Source organism: Haemophilus parahaemolyticus (assembly GCF_002015035.1).
In the GTDB taxonomy this organism is placed as follows: domain Bacteria; phylum Pseudomonadota; class Gammaproteobacteria; order Enterobacterales; family Pasteurellaceae; genus Haemophilus_A; species Haemophilus_A parahaemolyticus.
Genome location: NZ_MUXY01000019.1, coordinates 1 through 15,851, shown reverse-complemented (window position 1 = coordinate 15,851; position 15,851 = coordinate 1). Strand labels below are relative to the sequence as shown.

Sequence of the window (15,851 nt, the reverse complement as noted above, 5' to 3'; positions counted from 1 at the left end):
ACCTCAATTTTTTAAACATATTTCGAGTATATGTTTATCCGATAAACATATCAACAAAATATATTTAAAATTATCCGATTTTTAAACATATACAAAAAATGAGCAGTCTGATTTTACAAAAGTTTTGCAGATTCAGACCGCTTGCCTTTTCCATATCACATCACTTTAGCAGTGTAATGCAACTTTTCAATCGCTTGAATAAGTTGTTCATTGCTCACTTCAGGTTTTGCAACCACTTTTACGTTGCGTTCTTTCATATTGGCTTTGGTTGAAATCACACCATCAATGGAGCGTAATTCACGATTTACCAAATAAATACAAAGTTGGCAGTTCATTTCAGGCACACTTAACATCACCTCGCGTTGCGATTGGGTTTGCGTGGTTTCAGTCGCTATTGATTGGTTTGCAGAAATAGTCGCGAATGCAAGGCTTACAGCCAAAAGTAGAGATTTCATTTATTCCACCTGTTCCAAAATCCAAGGTAAAAATGTTGGATAAAATAAAAAGAAAAGGATAACGGCAAACGCCAGCCAATAAAGCACTGTTAAGGTTCGGCGTGATAAATATCGGGTGCAGATGATTTTTTTAGAGAAAACCAAGAGCCAGAAGCCGTAACTAAATGCCGCAAGCGAAAGCACCAACATTGGGATGCGTAAAAAATCAAATTGATTTAATTCGATAAGCCACGTGGAGGAAACGCCAAACAGCAAATAAATCAGCGGTGCAATGCAGCAAAGGCTTGAAGTCACCGCAGCGACGACCGCAGTGACACAAGTTGCAATAAAACGATTATTTGATTTCTTTAGAGATAAATTCATAACCAAACTCTTTGGCATCAAATGAATTTAACGGCTCACCGCCCACTTCTGCATACGGATAGCCAAAGTTGTTAAGCGGAGTGAGTTCTGGCGTTGGGTATAAAGCGAAATCGCGTGCGTGGTTAAAGCCAACCCAGTTTGCTTCCCAGTTACCAAATAGATAATTAGCAACTGCTTGTGTCTCTTTATCCTCCACCGATTTTTTCTCTGCTAGACGCATTTTTGCCACGTCCGCCGAATCGACTGGCACCCAGCCAAAGCCTGCAAGATAAAATTCTGCTCGGCAATGTTGTCCACCATTTACGTTCGCTACGCCATCTTTAGCACTCCCGAATGCGGTTGCGGAATAAGCAGACATTTTCGGTGCAGCACCTAAGCGAATTCCGAAAATTTCACGTGCAGGAATATTTACCGCTCGAGCCAATGCTACAAAGACAGAATTAATGTCGGTGCATTTGCCTTTTAACACGCCTGTGGTCAGAATTTTTTCCACATCACCATCGCCACAGCCTAGCACGCTATTATCGCGTTCCATATTTTTGACGATCCATTGGTGAATTAACTCCGCTTTTTTAAGCGGATTGGTTTCATTTCCGACGATTTTATCAGCTGTTTCTTTCACAATCCCGTCAATTTTAATGTGATCGGTCGCTTTTAAATATGGCTGAACATCAATACTATATTCAATTTTTTCAGGCATTTGATACTGGCTTAACGCCCCTGTTTTACCATATTCACGATCTTGGGTTTGCACCACCATTTTCACTTTTAACAAGCGTTTTTCGGCTTTGTCATTCCAGTTTGCATAAAGTGTTTTCGCACCGTATTGGTTATTTTCAGTAATAAACGCTTTGTTGTAATTCCCTTCAAACTCAATTGATTTTACGTTTTGATAATCGCTGTCAAACGGCAATGGCACCCATAAATTAGTTTGTCCAGACGCCCCTTTCGGCACAACAAGATCGTAAGTGTTGGTGAATTCGTAAGTATGAAGTGTAGTGTTTGGATTAGTAAACGTTTGAGGTTGGTTTGCGTAGGCAAAACCTGTTGCCATTAGAGAGGCGAGAAGCATTTTCTTCATTGTAATACCCTTAAAATAAACATAACTTGCTATATTTTAGCGTGAGGTTCGCTGCAAAGAGCGAGCTATTAGCATAGCGAGAACCGTAGAAGAAAGAAAGGGGTTTGATAAAAAATAAACCACAAGCGGTCTGATTTTGCAAAAGTTTTACTGATTCAGACCGCTTGTTTTTCTATGCTAAGTACAATTATTTCACGCTCACATCACGCCCAAAGAATTGTTCACCTAACGCTTTTAATTTACCTTCGTTACGAAGTTCAACAATCGCTTTGCTAATTTTGCTTAACGCCTCGTCATTTCCTTTATCAACTACTAAACCTGCCCCGACTTTATCATCTGATTCCCAGAAGATTTTTAAATCTGATTTTGGGTTTTTCTTGATGTAATCTAAGATAGCCAATGAATCGTTAAAAGTGAAATCTGCACGTTTGGTTTCAATCACTTTAATACTTTGTGCTAAGCCATCTACTGGAACAAGTACTGCTTCATATTTACGTGCTAATTCGCCATAATTTGAAGTAAGGGATTGTGCTGCACGTAAACCTTTTACATCTTCAATTTTTTGAATACGTGTTTCTGTTTTCGGTGCAGCTAAAACAGCACCAGACCAGTTATAAGCCTCAGATTTATCAAAAATTGCTTGGCGTTCTGGGGTTGTCAATGCCACTTGGTTTGCCACTAAGTCAAAACGACCGGCTTTTAAACCTGCTAGCATTGAATCCCAGTTAGTTTCTTTAAATTCAACTTTCACGCCTAATTTGTCAGCTACCGCACGGGTCACTTCCACATCATAACCTGTTAATTTGCCGCTTTCATCGTGGTAGGTAAAAGGAGCATAAGTCCCTTCTGTACCCACGGTAATCGTACCTTTTTGGTTAATACGATCTAATAAGCTATCTTTTGCAGATGCGACAGTCGAAGTGGCTAATGCTAAGGTGGTTAATGCGATAACAGATAATTTTTTTAACATAATAAAATCCTTAGTTTTAAACAAAATAACTTTTGTGCGAATGTACGGGCAAATTAGACCGCTTGCAAATAACTAAAAGGAATAAGTTATAGCCAAGCCCCACAACAATGCTTAAATTTTTTGCCCGAGCAGCATACGCAAGGCTGTTTTTGCGTTGGTAAGGGCACAGTCGGATCAACAAAATACCAACGTCCACCAATCAAGACAAAAAGCGAACGCTCGTGATGTGCATCAATGCCATTTTCAATATTAAAGAAGGCTTTAAACTCAACCCAACTATGTATTTTCGATACAAATGGTTGATGTGTAATGATTTCCAAGCCTGCCCAATCTGTTTCCTCGCCCCATAGTTGCATTGATGTCTGATCTAACAATGCCTGTTGAGCAGGTACGGTAGTTTCCACAATATAAGGAATATTGACCTGCGTATAAGCCGTATAACGGGAACGCATCAGTTTTTCCGCTGTATCAGGAACAGTTTGATGTAAATGGAAAGGCTGGCAGCAATCAAAATAAGGTTTGCCTGATTGGCAAGGGCAAAGAGAAGTTCGATTTATCATAAATTAACCCGTTATCTAAATATGATGATGCGTAATAAGATAAAAAATCAGCAAATAAACATTAAAAGCGTGACAACCCTATTGTGGATAACTTTGTGATTAAATCCGGAATAAGGTGAGATCTTTATTTAAGTAACTTTTAATGAAATTTTCCTTGTGGATAACCACTATAATTATCCACAACATATTCTTTCTTTAAAAAGACGATCTTAAACGGTTTTGATCGTCTTTAACTTATTGATCTAACGTGAAAAAATAGGTTTATCCGCAAATATGAGCTCTGCTAATAATTATAATAGTAAAGATCTCTTTATATAAAGATCTTTTATAATATTAGCACTTAAAAGATCTCAGTTGTGTTCGAAAAATGCTTTTCCTGATCATTTGATTTTAAGGTAAAATGATCATCCTTAATACAGATAAAATAAAAATAGGTTAGATATGATTTACAATGAAATTTATGATGTGATCGTGGTTGGTGGCGGTCATGCGGGTACCGAAGCTGCCCTTGCGCCCGCTCGGATGGGGCTAAAAACCTTACTTTTAACGCATAATGTAGATACCTTAGGGCAGATGTCGTGTAACCCTGCGATTGGTGGGATTGGTAAAGGGCATTTGGTCAAGGAGATCGATGCCATGGGCGGGATTATAGCATTGGCAACTGATAAAGCCGGGATCCAATTCCGTACCTTAAATAGCTCAAAAGGCCCAGCGGTGCGTGCAACCCGTGCACAAGCAGACCGTGTGCTTTACCGCCAAGCCATCCGAACCACACTTGAAAATCAGCCAAATTTAGATATTTTCCAACAAGAAGTCGTTGATATTTTAATCGAAAATAACCGTGCTTGCGGTGCAGTAACCAAAATGGGATTAACCTTTAAAGCTCGTAGCGTCATTTTAACTGCAGGCACTTTTTTAGCGGGTAAGATCCACATCGGTTTGGATAACTACGAAGGCGGTCGAGCAGGCGATCCTGCTGCAACTACTTTAGCACAGCGTTTACGTGATCTAAACTTACGTGTTGATCGCTTAAAAACAGGAACGCCACCGCGTTTAGATGCTCGTACCATTAATTTTGATGTCTTAGCAAAACAGCATGGTGATGCACAATTGCCTGTCATGTCGTTTATGGGAAGCGTTGATTTACACCCTCGCCAAATTCCTTGTTATATCACGCATACCAACGAACAAACGCACGATTTAATCCGTAACAGTTTGGATCGTAGCCCGATGTATACGGGAATTATTGAAGGCGTTGGTCCTCGTTATTGTCCATCTATTGAAGATAAAGTGATGCGTTTTAGTGATCGTAATAGTCACCAAATCTACCTCGAACCTGAAGGTTTAAGCACGATTGAAGTTTACCCTAATGGGATCTCAACCAGCTTACCATTCGACGTACAAATGGGGATCGTGCACTCAATGAAAGGCTTAGAGAATGTGCGGATCATCAAACCTGGTTATGCGATTGAATACGATTATTTTGACCCACGCGATCTTAAACCAACGCTTGAAACCAAAGCAGTGGAAGGCTTATTCTTTGCTGGGCAAATCAACGGCACTACAGGTTACGAAGAAGCCGCTGCACAAGGTTTATTAGCTGGTATTAATGCTGCACTTCAAGTGCAAGGTAAAGAGGCTTGGTATCCAACGCGTGATTTAGCTTACACAGGCGTATTGGTGGATGATCTCTGTACGCTTGGCACCAAAGAGCCATACCGTGTGTTTACCTCTCGTGCTGAATATCGTTTATTATTGCGTGAAGATAATGCCGATATGCGTTTAACGCCAATAGCACATGATTTAGGCTTGATTGATGAAGCTCGTTGGGCTCGTTTTAATGATAAAATGGAAAACATTGAGAAAGAGCATAGTCGTTTAAAACAGACATGGGCACACGTGCAAATGGCGAATTTAGATGAGCTAAATTCAATGCTTAACAGCCCATTAACGCGTGAAGCAAGCGGCGAAGATTTAATTCGTCGTCCAGAAATGAGCTATGGGCGTTTAACCCAAATTGCCCCATTTGCACCTGCTATTGAAGATAAAGAGGCAGCAGAACAAGTTGAAATTTCGATCAAATATCAAGGCTACATTGAACATCAATATCAAGAGATCGAACGTCATAAACGCCACGAAAATACTGCGATCCCAGCGGAATTTGATTACGACAAAGTAGAAAGTTTATCGAACGAAGTACGAGCGAAATTAATGCAACATCGCCCTGTGACGATTGGTCAAGCAAGTCGCATTTCAGGCATTACCCCAGCTGCCATTTCAATCTTGCTAGTGAACTTGAAAAAACAAGGTATGCTTAAACGCGGTGAGTTGTAAGTGTAATTTTAATGTAGGGGCGGGGTTTATCCCCGCCCTTTATCTATGATGTTAAGATAATAGAAAGCAAAATGAACCAAAAATTAGACCGCTTGCTGAGCCAAGCGAAGATTGAAATTAGCAAACAACAAAAACAGCAACTGATTGATTTTGTTAAACTTTTAGATAAATGGAATAAAGCATATAACCTTACCTCTGTGCGTGATCCTGAAGAGATGTTAGTCAAGCATATTATGGATAGCCTTGTGGTTAGCCAGCATCTTGAAGGTAATCAATTTATTGATGTTGGTACAGGGCCTGGCTTGCCAGGAATTCCGCTGGCAATCATCAATCCTGATAAACAATTCACACTGCTGGATAGCCTAGGCAAACGTATTACTTTTATCAAAAATGCGGTTCGAGAGTTGAAATTGACTAACGTAACGTCCGTGCTAAGTCGTGTCGAAGAGTATCAAGAGAAGCAATTTGATGGTGTATTAAGCCGTGCATTTGCTAGCCTGAATGATATGGTTAATTGGTGTTACCACCTACCAAACGCAAGCGGTCGTTTTTACGCCTTAAAAGGACAATATCAGCCTGAAGAGGTTGCTGAAATCAACCAACCAGTAAAACAACTAGATATAATTAAACTTCAAGTGCCAGAGTTAGTTGGTGAACGCCATTTGGTGGTGTTGGCAAAAAATAGATATTTGAAAATGATTAAAATATCTAATTTTAAAAATTAAAAAAACTAAGTAATAATTCCCATCAATGTCTGTCACTAGGAGGATTTTTATCAATGAAATTGACATCTACGCTTATCGCAACTTTACTTTTCTCTGGTGTGGCTTCGGCTCATAATGTCTGGTTAGAACCCGAATCAAATACGGGCGGAATTCAACGTTATGTTGTCAAATTTGGACACGAACAAACTGAGTTTTATCCTCAAGCAAAATTAAAACGAGTGAGATATATTGATGAACAAGGGCAAGTTCAGGACACTACGTTTGAATTTAATGCGAAACAAGGCGATAAAGGGGAAGCAGTTGTTGGTGATAAAGGAGCTAAAATTTATTACACCTTATTTAACAATGGGATTTGGTCTAAATTGCCTAGTGGCAAATATGTTGAGAAAACGAAGCGAGAAGTGCCTAATGCGGAGTTTTCGATTAACCCGATTAAATTAAGTAAATCGATTGTGAAATGGGATGATGATGCGATGAAATATCATCATATGGCCTACGAGCTTGTTCCACTTTCTAAACCTGAGGCAGGTAAAGTTCTTGATATTTTGGTTTTAAAACAAGGTAAACCTGTTCAAGGCATTAAAGTAGGATTAGGGGAAGATCAGTCCTTTAATCTTTCAAATGCACAAGGAATAGCCCAATTTACCCCAACCCAAGGCTTTAATAAAGTGTGGGCGGAATTTGAGGAAAAAGTGGCTGGCAATCCTGATTATTCTGACCGTTCTTATGAATATATGCTGACCTTTGATGTACCATAATTCTATAAAGTCGATGATAAACAAACTCTTACAAGCGGTCATTTTTCTATTTTTTTCTGCTAATACTTTTGCCCATGCGTTGCACATTACTGCCCAATATGATGGCATGGCGATTTCGGGTAAGGCATATTATTCCGACCAGACTCCTGCAGTGGATACTTATGTGGAGGCGGTGAAACAGGGTGAAACTGATCCTGTGGTTTATGGTAAAACCGACCGTGAAGGACGGTTCAATTTGCCGTTTAATCAAGAGGGTACATTCAGTGTGATTATTGAGGGGATGGAAGGGCATCGGGCGGAAACGCAGGTAACGAAAATACAGGCTCAAGCGGTTTCTAGCCAAGAAATTCAACTATTGCGAGAAGAGATCTCTCAGCTTCGAGATAAGATCTACTGGCGAGATATTTTCGGTGGTATTGGTTATATTCTCGGTATTTTCGGGACGGTTGCTCTGCTGAAAACAAGGAAGGGGCAATAATGCATTTATCTGAAGGCGTATTGCACAGTCAAACCTTGATTGTTGGGGCTGCCGTAGCGGTGACGGGCATTACACTTGGCTTAAAACGGCTGCAATCCGACCGTTTGTCCCTCACTGCACTCTTTGCCGCAGCTTTTTTTGTGGCAAGTACTATCCATATTCCCGTAGGCATCGGTAGTGTGCACTTGATTTTAAATGGCGTGGCAGGCATTTTCCTCGGTTGGGCGGTGTTTCCAGCCTTTTTGATTGCTTTGGTGTTGCAAGCTTTGCTCTTCTCCTTCGGCGGTTTCTCCGTGTTAGGCGTGAACCTCTGCATTATGGCGTTGCCTGCGTTGGTAGTGCATTATTTGAGCCGACCGCTACTAAGAGAACTTACTCGTAAGCGGTTAATTTCCACAGGTATTTTGGCGGGTGTGCTGGGTGTTGGTGGTTCAGCTCTGATTGCCTCTCTGGTACTGGCGATGGACGGTGGCAAGCAGTATGCCGATCTCATTGGGCTACTTATCGTTTCTCACTTGCCCGTGTTTTTGGTCGATAGTTTGATTAGCGTAGGTGTGCTATTGACGCTTGCTAAAATGATGCCCGAGGCGTTGCGTTGTGAATAAATGGTTAGAGCCTCATTACCGCTTGGCTTACGCTTGCTTGTTCGGCATCATTGTTAGTAGCCTGACATCGGTAAAACTACTGGCAATTTTAACCGCTTGCGCGCTGTTTGTAGTCTGCTTTTTGCATAGCCATCAGCCGAAACATTTGCTGAAACGCTGGCTGAAGTTCAATTTGTTTTCTGTGCTACTATGGGCAACATTAAGCTGGAAAATTGGTGAGCAGGACATAATGTGGAACGTACACGGCATCGAACTTGCCACACTGATTACACTTCGAATGAACCTGATTGTGTTGTCGGTTTGGCTGTTTTTGCACCACGTTACTGACACTCTTTTAGTGCAAGCGATCGCTAAACTGCCACTACCGACAAAGCTGATTCATCTGTTTATTTTAAGCGTGCGTTATATTTCTCTGCTGGCGGAGCTCAATCAAAAAATGGATATGGCAATGAAAGCCCGCGGGTTTCATCCAAAATTTAACCTGTTTACGATGAAAGTCTATGCCCAACGGGTCGCTCTATTGCTGATTCACTCAATGCTCAAAGCTGAAAAAGCGGAAATAGCGATGAAAGCAAGGGGATTTAAACTTTAATAAAAAAATGGTACTCAACGTCAATCACTTAACCCTTTACCGCAACCAACAAGCAGTGATTTCTGACTTAACTTTTGCGATTGGTGAATGCCAAAAGTTCGTGCTGCAAGGCGAAATCGGCAGCGGGAAATCAACGCTATTGCTCGCCTTGCTTGGCTTTGTGCCTCTACATTCGGGCGAGATCAACTGGTTTGGTAAAAGCTGCCGCCAAGAAGCGGATTTTATGCCGTTGCGAGGAAACACGGTGGGGATTTGTTTCCAGCAAGCGGACGATCAGTTATTCGGTCCAACCGTGTTAGACGACGTGGCATTCGGCTGTTTGAATCAAGGCAAAAGCAAGGCGGAATCCTATCAGATCGCACTCGAACAGTTGGAAAAATTGGGCATTACTCACTTAAAAGATCGCCCCGTGAACTTACTTTCAGGCGGAGAGAAAAATTTTACCGCCTTGGCAGGCGTGCTAGCTATGCAACCGAAAATGTTGCTGTTAGACGAACCCACCAATGGGCTAGATGCAAAAAACAAAGCAAAACTGACCGCTTTATTGCAAGCGTTGGAGCTACCTATGCTGATTGCTAGCCACGATTTGGCGTTTAGTGAGGCGTTGGCGGACGAGGTGATTTGTTTATGATCGCATTTCTTCCCTCTGCAAACGGAAGGAAAGAAAAAAGTATGTGAAGAATTCTTAAAACAACAAAAACGAGGACGTTATGCAAACACCCATTAAAGAAACATTCACAGGTATTGGGCAGATCTTTCTGCAGGAAAACGGATTAACGGGGCTCGTGATTACGGTCGCAATGTTTTTTAGCCATTGGACGCTCGGCGTGGCGTGTTTTCTCGGCTCGTTGGTCGGCACGCTGACCGCACGAGCATTAAAATACCCGATCAGACAAATTCAACAAGGGTTATTCGGCTTTAATAGCTCACTCGCCTTTATGTGCGTGATGTTCACCTTCGGAGAAGAGAGTGCAGATAGCCCTCTGTTGTGGCTGTGGGGTATTCTGGCTTCCGTTGTCGCCACGTTGATAATGCGCACTTTTTTACAACGCCGAAAAGTGGCGTTCACCTTCCCATTCGTGCTAACTTGCTGGTTACTTTGTTTTCTCACTGCCAAATTTCAACTCTTTGGTTTGGAACAAACTACGCCTGAGTTATCCGATTACACTGATACTTTTAATGCCATTCAAAGCCCACTCTACGCATGGGCGGAAGTCAATTTCGGCTCAAGCGTAATTACGGGGGGGTTGCTGTTCGTGGCAATCGCGATTAGCTCCCCCATGGCGGCTATGTACGGTATGGCAGCCGCAGTATTGGGAACAGCATTTGCTCATCATTTATTGGCGGTCGGACACAATAATCTTGCCAACGGCTTATACGGCTTTTCACCAATTTTGGTTGCCTGTGCCTTTGCGGGCGAACGGTTGTGCCACTTTTTTTATATCTTAGTTGGCACTTTGCTTGCGGTGTTAATCCAATTCGGCTTTTCTGTCCTTGGCATCGCACCTTACACCATCGGTTTTATCCTCGCCAGTTGGCTGATTTTATGGATGAAATCGAAGGTTGAAAAGGTTGATATCAATAAAGAAAAATGGTTGAAATGGCTTAACCCTTAACACAAACAACCGTACAAGCGGTATAATTTTCACAACTTTTTGCAAATCACAATAGAAGGAATTAATTATGCACTTAACTTCCAGAGAACAAGAAAAGCTGATGCTTTTTCTTGCGGGCGAATTGGCGGCAAAACGCAAAGCGCGCGGACTAAAATTAAACTATCCAGAATCCATCGCTTACATTGCGAGCCACTTGCAAGAAGCTGCTCGTGATGGGATGTCTGTGGCGGAAGTCATGCAATATGGTGCAACATTGCTTACCGTTGAAGATGTGATGGAAGGCGTTGCTGAAATGGTGCACGAAGTACAAATTGAAGCAACTTTCCCAGATGGCACAAAACTTGTTACCGTGCATAATCCAATCAGATAACCGTAGGGTGGGCTTTAGCCCACCAAAATAAAAATATCAATGGTGGGCTAAAGCCCTCCCTACAAGGAACAAAGATATGATCCCAGGCGAATACCAATTAGCCGAAGGCGATATTATTGCTAATGTCGGCAGAAAAACAGTGATAATTGAAGTAACCAACTCGGGTGATAGACCCATTCAGGTGGGTTCTCACTACCATTTTTTTGAAACCAATAATGCCCTTAAATTTGACCGCACTTTGGCACGCGGTATGCGTTTGAATGTGCCATCTGGCAATGCAGTGCGTTTTGAACCGGGCGAAGCCAAAACCGTTGAGTTAGTGGCTTTTGGTGGTAACCAAATTATTTACGGCTTCCATAATCAAATTGATGGCAAATTATAAAGTAGGGCAAGATGACATTAACAATTTCAAGAGCACAATATGTAGCAACTTATGGCCCAACCGTTGGCGATAAAGTCCGTTTAGGCGATACCAATTTATGGGCAACCATTGAACAAGATTTATTAACCAAAGGCGATGAGTGTAAATTTGGTGGCGGTAAAAGTGTACGTGATGGCATGGCACAAAGCGGCACCGCAACTCGCGATAATCCAAATGTATTGGATTTTGTGATCACTAACGTGATGATTATTGATGCCAAATTAGGCATTATCAAAGCCGATATTGGTATTCGTGATGGTCGCATTGTGGGCATCGGTCAAGCTGGTAACCCAGATACGATGGATAATGTCACGCCAAATATGATTATCGGTGCTAGCACAGAAGTACATAACGGTGCACATTTAATTGCAACCGCTGGCGGTATCGATACGCACATTCACTTTATTTGTCCTCAACAAGCACAGCATGCGATTGAAAGTGGGGTTACCACGCTAATTGGTGGCGGAACAGGCCCTGCTGATGGTACACACGCGACTACTTGTACACCGGGTGCGTGGTATATGGAGCGTATGTTCCAAGCGGCAGAAGCATTGCCTGTAAACGTCGGATTTTTTGGTAAAGGCAACTGTTCAACCCTAGATCCGCTACGTGAACAAATTGAAGCGGGCGCATTAGGCTTAAAAATCCACGAAGACTGGGGCGCAACGCCAGCAGTAATTGATTCAGCATTAAAAGTGGCTGATGAAATGGATATTCAAGTGGCAATCCACACCGATACGCTGAACGAAAGTGGCTTCTTAGAAGATACGATGAAATCGATTGATGGACGTGTAATTCATACCTTCCATACTGAAGGTGCTGGTGGCGGTCATGCGCCTGACATCATTAAAGCGGCGATGTATCCAAACGTATTGCCAGCTTCAACCAACCCGACTCGTCCGTTTACGAAAAACACCATTGATGAACATTTGGATATGTTGATGGTTTGCCATCACTTAGATAAACGCGTGCCGGAAGATGTGGCATTTGCCGATAGCCGTATCCGTCCTGAAACTATTGCAGCAGAAGATATTTTGCATGATATGGGCGTCTTCTCGATTATGAGTTCAGACTCTCAAGCGATGGGACGTATTGGCGAAGTTGTTATTCGTACTTGGCAAACCGCTGATAAAATGAAAATGCAACGTGGCGAGTTAGGCAATGAAGGAAACGATAACTTCCGCATTAAACGCTATATTGCGAAATACACCATCAACCCAGCAATTGCACACGGTATTGCGGATCATATCGGTTCATTAGAAGTGGGTAAAATTGCAGATATCGTGTTATGGAAACCGATGTTCTTTGGGGTAAAACCTGAAGTCGTAATTAAAAAAGGCTTTATTAGCTACGCGAAAATGGGCGATCCAAATGCCTCTATTCCAACACCGCAACCTGTATTCTACCGTCCGATGTACGGTGCACAAGGCTTAGCGACAGCACAAACCGCGGTATTCTTTGTTTCACAAGCCGCTGAAAAAGCAGATATTCGTGCTAAATTTGGCTTGCACAAAGAAACCATTGCGGTGAAAGGCTGCCGCAGCGTGGGTAAAAAAGATCTCGTTCACAACAATGCAACACCTGAAATTACAGTGGATCCAGAACGCTATGAAGTGCGTGTAGATGGCGAACTCATTACCTGCGAACCTGTGGATACCGTGCCATTAGGACAACGATATTTTATGTTCTAAGCAGAAAAGAGCGGTCAAATTTTAAGGAGAATTTACAATGAAACTTTGGTACTCCACCACCAGCCCGTATGTACGTAAAGTGCTGGTAACGTTGAAATATCAACAACTCTTAGACAAAATAGAACTGATTAAAATCGGTTCATCATTTGATGCAAGCTCTCCGCATAATCAGGCAAATCCACTAGGTCGAGTGCCAGCGTTAGAACGTAATTGTGGTAATTGGCTTTATGGCAGTTTGCTGATTTGTGAATATCTTGATCAAAAAGGCAAGGTAGAGCCTAAACTCATTCCAGAAAGTGGCAAGCCACGCTGGGCAGCGTTAGCGTTGCATAATTTAGCCGATGGCATTATGGAAAATACCGTGCCGATGATGGCTGAAAAAATGCTTCGCCCTGAAAGTGAATGGTGGGCAGCTCGCCATCAACAACTAACTGAACGTAATCGTCAAAGTTTTGTAAGACTTGAGCAAGACTTGAAACCGTTTGGCATGGAATTAAACATTGGAACGTTAACGGCAGTTGCAGTCATTGATTGGTTCTTGTTTAGAGCAGAAAAAATTGGATTAGATCTTGCAAAAGAATTTCCAAATTTAACCGCTTGGGCGGCAGAGATGAATGAAAAATATGAGGTTTTAAGCGAGACGACGCCGACTTTGTAACCATTTTTTGCGTTACGAAATTGGTCTAAATAACCTAATCTCTCCGTTTTTTCTTCTGCCAAATCTCCCCTTCCNNGGAAGGGGAGATTTGGCAGCCTTAATTAGCGAAGAAAATAAGTAATACAAAAATGAAAATCCTCAACCCCATTCTGCCTATTATGGATACCATTTTAGGCGATTTAACTAGCCTTCAAGATGAAGGCAAAATTACACATCAAACTATTGAACGTGTGGCATTGCAGTGGTATGAAAGCGAACGGAATATTTTGCGTAAAACGACGAATATGGGGCGAGAAGTCGCCTTTCGCCTACTCAAAGAAGGACAACGTTTAAAACACGATGATGTGGTGTTTATCAGTGATGAGTTGGCGATTGTGATCGAAATCTTGCCAAGCGAAGTGATTGTGCTGTCGCCAAAAACCTTGCCTGAAATGGCTCGAGCTTGTTATGAGATCGGTAATAAACATTCGCCTCTGTTTTTAGATGGCGATGAAGTAACATTACCTTACGATAAGCCTATGTTTGAATGGTTACAAGCCGCAGGATTTTATCCTCAAAAAGTGGAACGCCGTTTAAGCCAAGCATTACGAGCAAATTCTGCACAAGGGCATGGGCATTCACATAGCCATTCGCACGATCATCACGGTTATCATCATCACGGAGACGGCAATTGGCATCAACATTAAACCGCTCTTTAACGGATTTAGGTGCGTTGCTGCACTTGGTCGATCCCACCTTGCCGATTGGTGGATTTAATCACTCCAACGGCTTGGAAACTTTCGTTCAGCAAGGTGTGGTGGAAAGCAAAACGACCCTCGAAGAGTATGTGCAAACCCAGCTTTTACAAAACTGGATTTACAACGACGGGGCGTATCTTTCTCTTGCCTTCGATGCAATGAACGAGGGTAATTTCGACCGCTTGTGCGAACTAGATTGGCAACTTTCCGCCACCAAAGTGGCACGTGAAAGCCGCGAAGGGAGTTTTAAACTCGGTGTACGCTTGCTGAAAATTTTTATTCGCTACGAAACACATACGCTGCTTACGACTTACCAACAAGCGATTGTCGAAAAACGAGTACAGGGCTATTTCCCAATAGTGTTTGCAATGGTTGCTCAAGCCATGGGCTTAACCAAAGCCGATACGCTCTATGCGTTCTACTACAATGCAGCAGTTGGTGCGATCACTAACGGCGTGAAGCTAATTCCCCTCAGCCAAATGGATGGGCAAGATATTCTATTCGACCTGCGAGGATCACTCGTGCAAGCAGTGGAATTAAGTTTAGAGCCAGATTTAGATTGGCTTGGTGCAGCAACTCTCGCAAATGACATCCGTTCTATGCAGCATGAAGTGCTTTATACGCGACTTTATATGTCATAAGAGCGGTCATTTTTTATTAAATTTTTACATATCGCAGAGGTGATAAGAATGAGCCTCTACGATAATCAACAAAAGGAATATTATGCGTAACTACATTAAAATCGGCGTGGCTGGCCCTGTTGGCGCGGGTAAAACGGCGTTAATTGAAAAACTCACTCGCGAAATAGCGAGTAAATATAGCGTGGCAGTGATTACCAACGATATTTACACCCAAGAAGATGCAGAATTTTTAACTAAAAATAGCCTACTTCCGCCTGAGCGAATTATGGGCGTGGAAACAGGCGGCTGCCCACATACGGCAATTCGTGAAGATGCGTCAATGAACTTGGAAGCGGTAGATGAAATGGTTGCACGTTTCCCAGACGTGGAAATTGTGTTCATCGAATCGGGCGGCGATAATCTCTCGGCGACTTTCAGTCCAGATTTGGCGGATGTGACCATTTTCGTGATTGACGTGGCTCAAGGGGAAAAAATCCCTCGTAAAGGTGGACCAGGTATCACTCGTTCAGATTTGTTAGTCATTAATAAAACCGATCTTGCTCCGTTTGTAGGGGCAGATTTAAGCGTGATGGAACGCGATGCTCGCCGTATGCGTAACGGTCAGCCGTTTATTTTTACCAACTTAATGAAGAAAGAAAATTTAGATGGTGTGATTGGTTGGATCGAAAAATATGCGTTGTTGAAGAATGTGGAAGAGCCAGCATCTTTGGTTCGTTAATCGTAGGGGCAAATTACATTTGCCCAATTATTGGTGAAATATCGGGGCTAATATAATTAGCCCCTTGTATCTCAACCG

The 15,851-nt window shown here is 42.4% G+C and carries 20 protein-coding genes; 15 read left to right on the top strand and 5 right to left on the bottom strand.

Annotated elements, in window-relative coordinates:
• Positions 1–155 precede the first annotated feature (155 nt).
• The 5 genes from B0185_RS09115 to B0185_RS09095 all read right to left on the bottom strand — a co-directional run bounded on the left by B0185_RS09115 (position 156) and on the right by B0185_RS09095 (position 3,429).
• Positions 156–455, bottom strand: coding sequence for a heavy-metal-associated domain-containing protein (locus B0185_RS09115; protein WP_005706627.1), 300 nt, complete (start codon positions 453–455; stop codon positions 156–158).
• Positions 456–818: a mercuric transporter MerT family protein gene (locus tag B0185_RS09110; protein WP_005706593.1), complete on the bottom strand. Its 363-nt coding sequence runs from the start codon at positions 816–818 to the stop codon at positions 456–458. It abuts the gene before it with no gap.
• The gene (locus tag B0185_RS09105; RefSeq protein WP_005706597.1) at positions 790–1,899 is read right to left on the bottom strand and encodes a transglutaminase-like domain-containing protein; all 1,110 of its coding nucleotides are present in this window, start codon (positions 1,897–1,899) and stop codon (positions 790–792) included. Before B0185_RS09105 ends, B0185_RS09110 begins: the two co-directional genes overlap by 29 nt.
• A 187-nt stretch (positions 1,900–2,086) precedes the next feature.
• Positions 2,087–2,869 carry an amino acid ABC transporter substrate-binding protein gene (locus tag B0185_RS09100; RefSeq protein WP_005706603.1) on the bottom strand — a complete coding sequence of 261 codons (783 nt, stop codon included), beginning with the start codon at positions 2,867–2,869 and terminating at the stop codon, positions 2,087–2,089.
• 86 nt (positions 2,870–2,955) lie between these two features.
• Positions 2,956–3,429 carry a YchJ family protein gene (locus tag B0185_RS09095; protein WP_005706600.1) on the bottom strand — a complete coding sequence of 158 codons (474 nt, stop codon included), beginning with the start codon at positions 3,427–3,429 and terminating at the stop codon, positions 2,956–2,958.
• Positions 3,430–3,870: 441 nt separating this feature from the next.
• Between B0185_RS09095 and mnmG the strand changes: the two genes are divergently transcribed.
• The 15 genes from mnmG to ureG all read left to right on the top strand — a co-directional run bounded on the left by mnmG (position 3,871) and on the right by ureG (position 15,773).
• Positions 3,871–5,763: a tRNA uridine-5-carboxymethylaminomethyl(34) synthesis enzyme MnmG gene (mnmG, locus tag B0185_RS09090; protein ID WP_005706595.1), complete on the top strand. Its 1,893-nt coding sequence runs from the start codon at positions 3,871–3,873 to the stop codon at positions 5,761–5,763.
• A gap of 71 nt (positions 5,764–5,834) precedes the next feature.
• Positions 5,835–6,488 (top strand): 16S rRNA (guanine(527)-N(7))-methyltransferase RsmG, encoded by a 654-nt coding sequence (gene rsmG, locus B0185_RS09085; RefSeq protein WP_005706602.1) that lies wholly within the window; start codon positions 5,835–5,837, stop codon positions 6,486–6,488.
• 53 nt (positions 6,489–6,541) lie between these two features.
• Positions 6,542–7,246, top strand: a complete 705-nt coding sequence (locus B0185_RS09080; protein ID WP_005706604.1) for a DUF4198 domain-containing protein — start codon at positions 6,542–6,544, stop codon at positions 7,244–7,246.
• A gap of 13 nt (positions 7,247–7,259) precedes the next feature.
• The gene (locus B0185_RS09075) at positions 7,260–7,724 is read left to right on the top strand and encodes a carboxypeptidase regulatory-like domain-containing protein (RefSeq protein WP_005706606.1); all 465 of its coding nucleotides are present in this window, start codon (positions 7,260–7,262) and stop codon (positions 7,722–7,724) included.
• Positions 7,724–8,329: a cobalt transporter CbiM gene (cbiM, locus tag B0185_RS09070; protein WP_005706590.1), complete on the top strand. Its 606-nt coding sequence runs from the start codon at positions 7,724–7,726 to the stop codon at positions 8,327–8,329. The genes B0185_RS09075 and cbiM overlap by 1 nt, the downstream gene beginning before the upstream one ends.
• Positions 8,322–8,921, top strand: coding sequence for an energy-coupling factor transporter transmembrane component T family protein (locus B0185_RS09065; protein ID WP_005706611.1), 600 nt, complete (start codon positions 8,322–8,324; stop codon positions 8,919–8,921). Before cbiM ends, B0185_RS09065 begins: the two co-directional genes overlap by 8 nt.
• Positions 8,922–8,928: 7 nt before the next feature.
• Complete coding sequence (locus B0185_RS09060; RefSeq protein ID WP_005706588.1) at positions 8,929–9,552, top strand: energy-coupling factor ABC transporter ATP-binding protein; 624 nt, start codon at positions 8,929–8,931, stop codon at positions 9,550–9,552.
• A 79-nt stretch (positions 9,553–9,631) separates the two neighbouring features.
• Positions 9,632–10,537 carry an urea transporter gene (locus tag B0185_RS09055; RefSeq protein ID WP_005706591.1) on the top strand — a complete coding sequence of 302 codons (906 nt, stop codon included), beginning with the start codon at positions 9,632–9,634 and terminating at the stop codon, positions 10,535–10,537.
• 67 nt (positions 10,538–10,604) lie between these two features.
• On the top strand, positions 10,605–10,907 hold the full coding sequence (gene ureA / locus B0185_RS09050; protein ID WP_005706596.1) for an urease subunit gamma: 303 nt from the start codon (positions 10,605–10,607) through the stop codon (positions 10,905–10,907).
• A 76-nt stretch (positions 10,908–10,983) separates the two neighbouring features.
• Positions 10,984–11,289 (top strand): urease subunit beta, encoded by a 306-nt coding sequence (ureB, locus tag B0185_RS09045; RefSeq protein ID WP_005706617.1) that lies wholly within the window; start codon positions 10,984–10,986, stop codon positions 11,287–11,289.
• 11 nt (positions 11,290–11,300) lie between these two features.
• Entirely contained in the window at positions 11,301–13,019 is a 1,719-nt protein-coding gene (gene ureC / locus B0185_RS09040; RefSeq protein WP_005706620.1) for an urease subunit alpha, read from the top strand.
• A gap of 37 nt (positions 13,020–13,056) precedes the next feature.
• Entirely contained in the window at positions 13,057–13,677 is a 621-nt protein-coding gene (locus B0185_RS09035; protein ID WP_005706605.1) for a glutathione S-transferase, read from the top strand.
• A gap of 128 nt (positions 13,678–13,805) precedes the next feature.
• Positions 13,806–14,363: an urease accessory protein UreE gene (ureE, locus tag B0185_RS09030; RefSeq protein WP_005706583.1), complete on the top strand. Its 558-nt coding sequence runs from the start codon at positions 13,806–13,808 to the stop codon at positions 14,361–14,363.
• A complete protein-coding gene (locus tag B0185_RS09025; protein ID WP_005706587.1) occupies positions 14,348–15,055 on the top strand; it encodes an urease accessory protein UreF in 708 nt (235 codons plus the stop codon). Before ureE ends, B0185_RS09025 begins: the two co-directional genes overlap by 16 nt.
• An 82-nt stretch (positions 15,056–15,137) precedes the next feature.
• The gene (ureG, locus tag B0185_RS09020; RefSeq protein WP_005664465.1) at positions 15,138–15,773 is read left to right on the top strand and encodes an urease accessory protein UreG; all 636 of its coding nucleotides are present in this window, start codon (positions 15,138–15,140) and stop codon (positions 15,771–15,773) included.
• The last annotated feature ends 78 nt before the right edge of the window (positions 15,774–15,851 follow it).